Source organism: Endozoicomonas sp. SESOKO3, from assembly GCF_024606255.1.
The window spans coordinates 1-7,536 of the sequence record NZ_JAHHPR010000449.1 but is presented as its reverse complement, the minus strand read 5'-3'; the positions used below and the strand labels follow the sequence as shown (position 1 = coordinate 7,536).

General features: G+C 48.8%; 4 protein-coding genes. 3 read left to right on the top strand and 1 reads right to left on the bottom strand.

All coding sequences use genetic code 11. From position 1 onward, the window contains the following. Window positions 1-295: 295 nt before the first annotated feature. The 3 genes from KDK18_RS07710 (at window position 296) to KDK18_RS07700 (ending at window position 6,795) form a co-directional block, all read left to right on the top strand. The gene (locus KDK18_RS07710) at window positions 296-2,347 is read left to right on the top strand and encodes a hypothetical protein (protein ID WP_257254321.1); all 2,052 of its coding nucleotides are present in this window, start codon (window positions 296-298) and stop codon (window positions 2,345-2,347) included. Window positions 2,348-2,470: 123 nt separating this feature from the next. Beyond that, the gene (locus KDK18_RS07705) at window positions 2,471-4,429 is read left to right on the top strand and encodes a hypothetical protein (protein WP_257254320.1); all 1,959 of its coding nucleotides are present in this window, start codon (window positions 2,471-2,473) and stop codon (window positions 4,427-4,429) included. A 146-nt stretch (window positions 4,430-4,575) separates the two neighbouring features. Then, a complete protein-coding gene (locus tag KDK18_RS07700) occupies window positions 4,576-6,795 on the top strand; it encodes a hypothetical protein (protein ID WP_257254319.1) in 2,220 nt (739 codons plus the stop codon). A gap of 86 nt (window positions 6,796-6,881) precedes the next feature. Here KDK18_RS07700 and KDK18_RS07695 read toward each other — a convergent pair. Continuing rightward, window positions 6,882-7,536, bottom strand: a 655-nt coding sequence (locus KDK18_RS07695) for a hypothetical protein (protein ID WP_257254318.1), incomplete at its 5' end; no start/stop codon positions are given.

The window sequence follows — 7,536 nt, the reverse complement described above, 5'->3', positions numbered from 1 at the left end:
GAATGGGTGTGTTGCACGAAAGGTGACTGCTTGAGGTAATGGGCTTGCAGAATACTTGCTATCGGTCACCTATTCACCCTTTCATATCAAGCTTTGTCTCGAAATTGTCCCCTACAGAGAGAGGTAACAAGGTTAGAATGAACAAATAACAGCCAGATCTGACAATAGCCCTTTCACGAGCTTTTCCTGATCTATCCTTCCTCTCTGTCCACCAGAATGTAGGGATAGAATTATTAAACATTCCCTCTTTGCAGCACTGCTGTTGCTGATGTCTGCCTTCTGTCAGGCGAAGTCGTTGACGGAACGTTTTGTTGTCGAGCTTGAGCAGAATTCCGGTTCCCCAAACAAAAGCTTTTCTATAAAGCGTGGCTGTCATACATTGACGCAGGATCCACCAGTCATTGCCAATACCAACGGCGATGCAGGACCAGATTTGCCGCCTGATAACAAACGACACAAATATAAAAGTTACGGAATAAAAACGACCCTTATTAAGTCGATTTCGTGGCAGTGGCTTCACGCTGCTCACCTGCTGGTGGGTTACGAACTGATCCCGGTCACCAAGGACGTGCGTCTGAGTTCCACCCCTTATTTATGGCTACCTATAGAAGTGGTTGTTGTCAGTTGGCTTTTAAAAAGCTACTGGAATCCCACTTCACCGCTGTTTAACCACAGTCAACACCAGGAGGCAGCCTCTGTGCTCACACAGGACGGTCAACCGTTTGCGATCATCACTATGATGCATGGCTCTGGTGATAACCGACCACAATGTACACCACTAGAATCATCCGGCCAGAGAGTCGGGATAGCGAGCTGTCACCCTGCAGGCTCTTTCAATCATCTCCTGTATTCTGACTCTGATGGCGGTGACGGAGGGCCCCGGGAAAACTCACACACTTTGGGTTTCAATTGTTTCGTTCATCCCTGTCATGGCGTTTGTCAATTTCCGGGAGCAAGATCGGGACAAAGCTCACGCTCTCATTCGCTGAATGAACACGGCCTTACTTGCATAGGCTATTTTGGTCCCGTAAACGCAATACACCCAATGAGTCCCGCGTCTGCCAGCAACAATGGCCCTGACGGGGCAGTGAAAGATGATGTACCAACACATCGGAATGTGCCTGTCTCTGCTGATGACTTGGTTATAATCGATGGGTTACTCAGGCTAAGTAATCCCGGTCTTCCAGAAGGAAGCGGGATTTCCTGTACAGCTCCCCGTTTCTCATACCCAATCGGGATTTCACCTCTGGGTCGCCTTCCTTCCTGCAACGTGACCGTGTTCGGGGAGGATGGTCTGCAGCGACCCTGCGGGAAAGTCTTCAAGAATGTTCGATCCATGTCATCTCACAAAAGCAAATACCACACCGGACAAAAAACCTGTGACCTGATAGTGGCAGGGAAAGATGGTCAACAACAGCCATGCGGGGAAGTCTTCATGAATGCTCATACTCTTGCGAATCACAAAAGAAGCGTACATAGCGGGCAAAAAACCTGCAACGCAACACTGTTCACAGAAGATAATCAGCCGCGACCATGCGGGACCATCTTCAAGAATGCCCAATCTCTGTCGACTCACAAAAGCCAATATCATACCGGGCAAAAAACTTGTGAGGTGACCGTAATCGGGGAGAAGGGTCTGCGGCGATCCTGCGGGAAGCTCTGCAAGACGGCTAGTGCCTTGTTGGTTCACAAAAGAAACGAACACATCGGCGAAAAAATCTGTGGCATGACCGTGCTCGGAGGGGATGGCCAGCCGCATCCCTGTAGGAAAGTTTGCAAGAAACCTCAAGAGCTGGCGGATCACAAAAGAAGAGACCACAGCAGACAGCAAACCTGTGAAGAGACAGACATTGGGGAGGATGGCTTGCAGCGACCATGCAGAAAGATCTTCAAGAATACTAAATCCCTGACGGAGCACAAAAGCAGATACCACAGAGGGCCACAAACCTGTGGTGCAACAGTGGTCGGTGAAGATGATCAGCCGCGACCATGCGGGACAGTTTGCAAGCATGGTAAAGCCCTTTCGGATCACAAAATTCAAGTCCACAGCGGGCAAAAAAGCTGTAAGGTGACCATGGTCGGGAAGGATGGCCAGCCACAGCCATGCGGCAAGATCTGCAAGAATGCTCATGCCCTTGCAAATCACAAAAGCAGACAGCACCGTGAGCCAAGAACCTGTGAAATGATAACAGTTGGGGTGGATGGACAGCAGCAGTCATGCGGAAAGATCTTTAAGAATGTTCATTCCCTGTCGGATCACAAAAGAAGACATCGAAAACGCCAGCGTGTTGATGAGAATCAGGACGACGACAGAGCTCCTGAAGAAGGTAAAGTGAAAAGTGAATAAGCAACGATCAGACCGGACAGCAGCGCTCCCACGAGCTTTTCTTGATCTATTCTTCCTCTCTGTCAACCGGAATGCAGGGATAGAAATATTAAACAATCACACCTTACTGCACTGGTGTTGCTGATGTTGTTGTCTAACGTCTGTCAGACCGAACTATTGACAGGATCTTTTATTGTTGAGCTTGACCAAAATGCAGATTATCCAAATCAGAGTTTTTCTATAAAGTATGGCTGTCATACATTGCCACATTACCCGCCTGTCATTGCCGCCTCTAAAGTTTATGCAGAGTCAGATTTGTCATCTTATAACAAACGACAAAAAACGTTCAGTTATCGAATAAAAACGATTTTTGTTGAGTCGATTACGTGGCAATGGCTTTACAGTTGGCACCTGCTGGTGGTTTACGAGCTGATCCTGACCACCAGAATCACCCCTCTTGGTTCCACCTATTATTCATGGCTACCTGCAGAAGTGGTTGTCGTTGTCAGTTGGCTTTTAAAAAGCGATTGGAACCTCAATGCACCGCTGTTTAAAGCGCTTGAACTGCAGGAGTCAAGATCCATGCTGATACAGGAGGAGGATCATCCATTTGCGAGCATCCCTATGATGTATGGATCGGGAGATAACCCAACACAATACCCACCCTCAGAATCATCGGGCCAGCAAGTTACCAAAGCCACCACTGAACCTGCACGCTCTTTTACCAGTCTCCAGTATTTTGTCTCTGGCGACGATGAAGGAGACTCTCAACAAAACTCACATACTTTAGGTTTAAATTGTTTTGTCCATCCCTGTCATGGCGTTTGTAATTTCCGGATATCATTCGATAGTACAGAGTCCGTTGAATCGCAGCAGAACTCTCTGAATAGCTCGTACCCGTATTTGGCTGATGGACACCGCTTAAGTTGCGTAGATCAGAATGATCTTTCTGACGTTCAACTCCCATTCGATTATGACCCTGTATTTGATGGAAACCCTGGAGACGAAGTCGCCCATACCACCGACGTTGCCGGGTCACTCATTGATGATGTGGCATTGTTCGAAACCCTACCTTCCAAGACAGAGGATTTTGAGGTCGTTAATAAGTCACTCGATTTGCGGTATCTTCTCGAAGGAGACCAGATACTCTTTACTCATGACCATTCAGAAAGACAACCAACCACCACCGAATCATCCCAATTGGATCAGAGCCAACTTCATCTTTCTCACGAAGGAGCAATACCAGTTACACACAACACTAGACAATTCATATGTGATGTAACTGTGGTTGAGGAGAATGGTCTGCGACGACCATGCGGAAAGGCCTGCAAGAACGCTCGCGTGCTGTCGAATCACAAATGCGGATACCACCGCGGGGAACGAATCTGTGATGTGATCGTGATCGGGGAGAATGGCCAGCAGCGGCAATGCGGAAACGTCTGCAATAATGCTAATGTCCTATGGGAGCACAGAAGAAAAGTTCACAGTGGGCAACAAATCTGTAACGTTACCGTGGTCGGAGAAGATGGACAGCCAAGACCATGTCGGATGGTCTTCAAGAATGTTCCATCTTTGTCAACTCACAAAACCAAATACCACACCGGGCAAAAAAACTGTGCCGTGACCATAATCGGGGAGAATGGCCGGCAGCGAGCATGTGGTGTGGTCTGCAAGAACGCTGCAGCCCTGTCACATCATAAAAGAAGAGAGCACTCCGGACAAAAAATCTGTGATTCAACTGTGGTCGGGGAGGATGGCCAGCTGCGGCCATGCGGGAAGGTTTGTAAAAATATTCAAGATCTGTTGGGTCACAGAGGCAAAGTCCACAGATTACAACAAATCTGTGACAAGTTCGTGTTCGGGGAGGATGGCCAGCTGCGGCCATGCGGAAAGGTCTGCAAGAATGCTCCTGCCCTGTCGCTTCACAAAAGACGAGATCACACCGGGCAAAAAGCCTGTGACGTGATAGTGTTCGAGGGGGATGGCCTGTCGCGGCAATGCGGAAAGATCTGCAAGAGTAAAGAAGAGCTGCATTATCACAGAAGAAAACATCGGAAACGCAAGCCTGTTGATTTGGCACAGGACAATGATATCAGTCCTTGATCTGGCACCCGCCGTTCACGAGTTTTTCTTGATCTATCCTTCCTCTCTGTTAACCAGAATGCAAGGATAGAATCATTAAGCACTCTCTTTTTGCAGCACCGTTGTTGCTGATATTGTTGTTATCTGTCGCATGTCACGCGGAACCGTTGACAGAATGTTTTGTTGTCGCGTTTGAACAGAATACAGGCTCTCCAAACAAAAGCTTTTCTATAAAGCCTGTCCGGCACACGTTGACACACAGCCCGTCAGTGATTGCCAAAACAAACAGCTATGCAGAACCCGATTTACCATCTGATAACAAGCGACATAGACCTGGCAGTTACGAAATGAAAACGCCCCTTGTTGAGTCGATTTTCTGGCAATCGCTTTACGTTTCCAATCTGCTGATGGGTTACGAACTGACCATGACCACCAAAGACGTCTCTCTTGGTTCGACCCCTTATTCATGGCTACCTGTAGAAGTGATTGTCGTTGTCAGTTGGCTTTTTAAAAGCTATTGGAACCCCCAATTATCCCTGTTTAACCCGATTGAACTACAGGAGGCAAACTCTGTACTGAGAGAGGGGGATGAGCCGTCTGCGACGATCAGTATGATGTATGGCTCTGGTGATAACCAAACACAATACCTGCCATCAGAATCAGCTGGCCACCGAGTCCCGGCAGCTAGCAGCCAACCTACAGGCTCTTTCGTTCGGCTCCAGTATTCTGACTCTGGCCGCAGTAACAGAGACCCTCATCAATATTTGCATAGTTTAGGTTTAAATTGTTTCGTCCATCCCTGCTGCGGTGTTTGTCAATTCCGGCCATCGGGAGCAACCCCCGAACAAATCTCATGTCCTTATTCAGAGAATATAAACATGCATAGTCGTATACAACATTTTGATTCTGGAAACGTAACGCAACCAATGAATTCAGGGGCCACCTATATTAATAAGCCTAACAGATCAGTCAATGACGATGTCCCAATGCCCGGGAATGTGCGTGTCTCTGTAAATGACCAGATTATAATTGATGGGTTACTTAGTTTGGGTGGTCGTAGTCTTCCAGAAGAAAACAGGACTTCCTGTACGCTTGCCCAATTTTCACGCCCGGTGGTGCCATCATCTTCGGGTTGTCTCCATTCCGGAGGGGTTACTCATTGCCAGCAAGCCCTTTCTAATCGTAAAAGAAGAGACTGCACCGTGCAGCTAACCTGTGACGTGATAGTGGCTGGAGAAGATGGCCAGCAACTACCGTGCGGGAAGGTCTGCAAGGGTCTTAGAACCCTGGAAAATCACAAAAGAAGAGCCCACACGGAGCAAAAAACATGTGACTTGAAAGTGGGCCGTAAGGATGGCCAGTCGAAGCCATGCGGAAAAACCTTCAAAAATGCGTTATCTCTGTCGGTTCATAAAAGCAGATCTCACAGTGGGCAACAAATCTGTGAGGTTAATGTGATCGGGGCGGATGGCCAGCGGCAGCCATGCGGAAAATCCTGCAAGAATACTCATGCTCTGTCCGAACATAAAAGAAGAAACCACGGCAGACATCAAACCTGTGAGGTAGCCGTGGTCGGAGATGATGGCCAGCAACGGCCGTGTGGGAAGGTCTGCGAGAATGCTAATAACCTTTCGATTCACAAAAGGAAACACCACACTGGGCAACAAACCTGTGACATATCCGTTGTCGGGGAGGACGGCCAACAGCGGTCATGTGGAACCGTCTGCAGTAATGTTCAGGAACTGTCATATCACAAAAGCAGGTACCACAGCGGACAACAAATCTGTGATATGAGTATGACCGGGGAGGATGGTGAGCTGCAGCCATGCGGGTCGGTCTGCAAGAATGCTCCCTCTATGGCAGTTCACAAAAGCAGATACCACAGCGGAAACAAAACCTGTGATGTGACCGCGGTCGGGGAGGGAGGGCAGCAGCGACCGTGCGGGTGGGTCTGTAAGAATGCTGGAGACCTGTCATCTCACAAAAAAAAAGTCCACACCGGCCAACAAACCTGTGAAATAAGCGTGCCCGGGGAGGATGACCAGTCGCGGCCATGCGGGATGGTCTACAAAAATGCTCTGTCTCTGGCAGTTCACAAAAGCAAAGTCCACACCGGACAAAAAACCTGTGATGTGGCCGTGGTCGGGGAGAATGGCCAACAGCAACCCTGCGGGACGGTCTGCAAGAATGCTCAATCCCTGTCGTCACATAAAAGAAAAGAGCATACCGGGCAACGAAGCTGTGATGTAAAATTCGTCGGGGAGTGTGGCCAGGAACGAGCATACGCCAAGGTCTGCAAGAGTGCCAGTGCCCTGTCGGATCACAAAAGAAGACATCGGAAACGCAAGTTTGAAGACCTGAAGAAGGATGATGACCTTAACCCTTGAGCTGACACCTTCTCCTACAGAGCCTTGTTACTTTATCTTTTTTACTGTGAGAAATTTTTCATCACCAGGGGTGACAAAAAATTGTTTCAGTCACTCATGGTTGATTTATGAGTGGGGTGGTCGTCTTGATTCATATCAACAAGCTTGCGCTTTCGATGTATTCTTTTGTGATCCGCCAGGGCTTGAGCACTCTTGCAGACCTTCCCGCACGACTGTGGCTGTCCATCCTCTCCGACCACCTTTGCCTGACAGGTTTTTTCTCCGGTGTGGTATTTTCTTCTGTGATCCGACAGGGCTTTAGCATTGTTGAAGACCTTTCCACATGGCCGCTGCTGGCTATCTTCCCCGTCCGCGCTCACCTTACAGGTTTGTTGCCCGCTGTGGACTTTGATTTTGTGATCCGACAGGACTTTTGCATTCTTGCAGACGGTCCCACATGGTCGCGGCTCGCCGGCTTCCCCTACCACTGTCACACCACAGATTTGTGGCCCCCTGTGGTATTTGCTTTTGTGCTCCGACAGGGATTTACTATTCTTGAAGACCTTTCCGCATGGCCGCTGCAAGCCATCATCCCCGACCCTTGTCTCTTCACACGTTTGTTGTTCGCTGTGGTCCCTTCTTTTATGGTCCAACAGATCTTGCAGACTCTTCCGGGCCTTCCCACAGGGTTGCGGCTGACCATCCTCACCGATCACTATCACGTCACAGATTCTTTGCCCGCTGTGGTATCCACTCTTATGA

Bases quoted from the DNA above. Each gene is read 5' to 3' on its own strand.
- KDK18_RS07705 (WP_257254320.1), top strand. From the start codon at position 2,471: ATGTTGTTGTCTAACGTCTGTCAGACCGAACTATTGACAGGATCTTTT.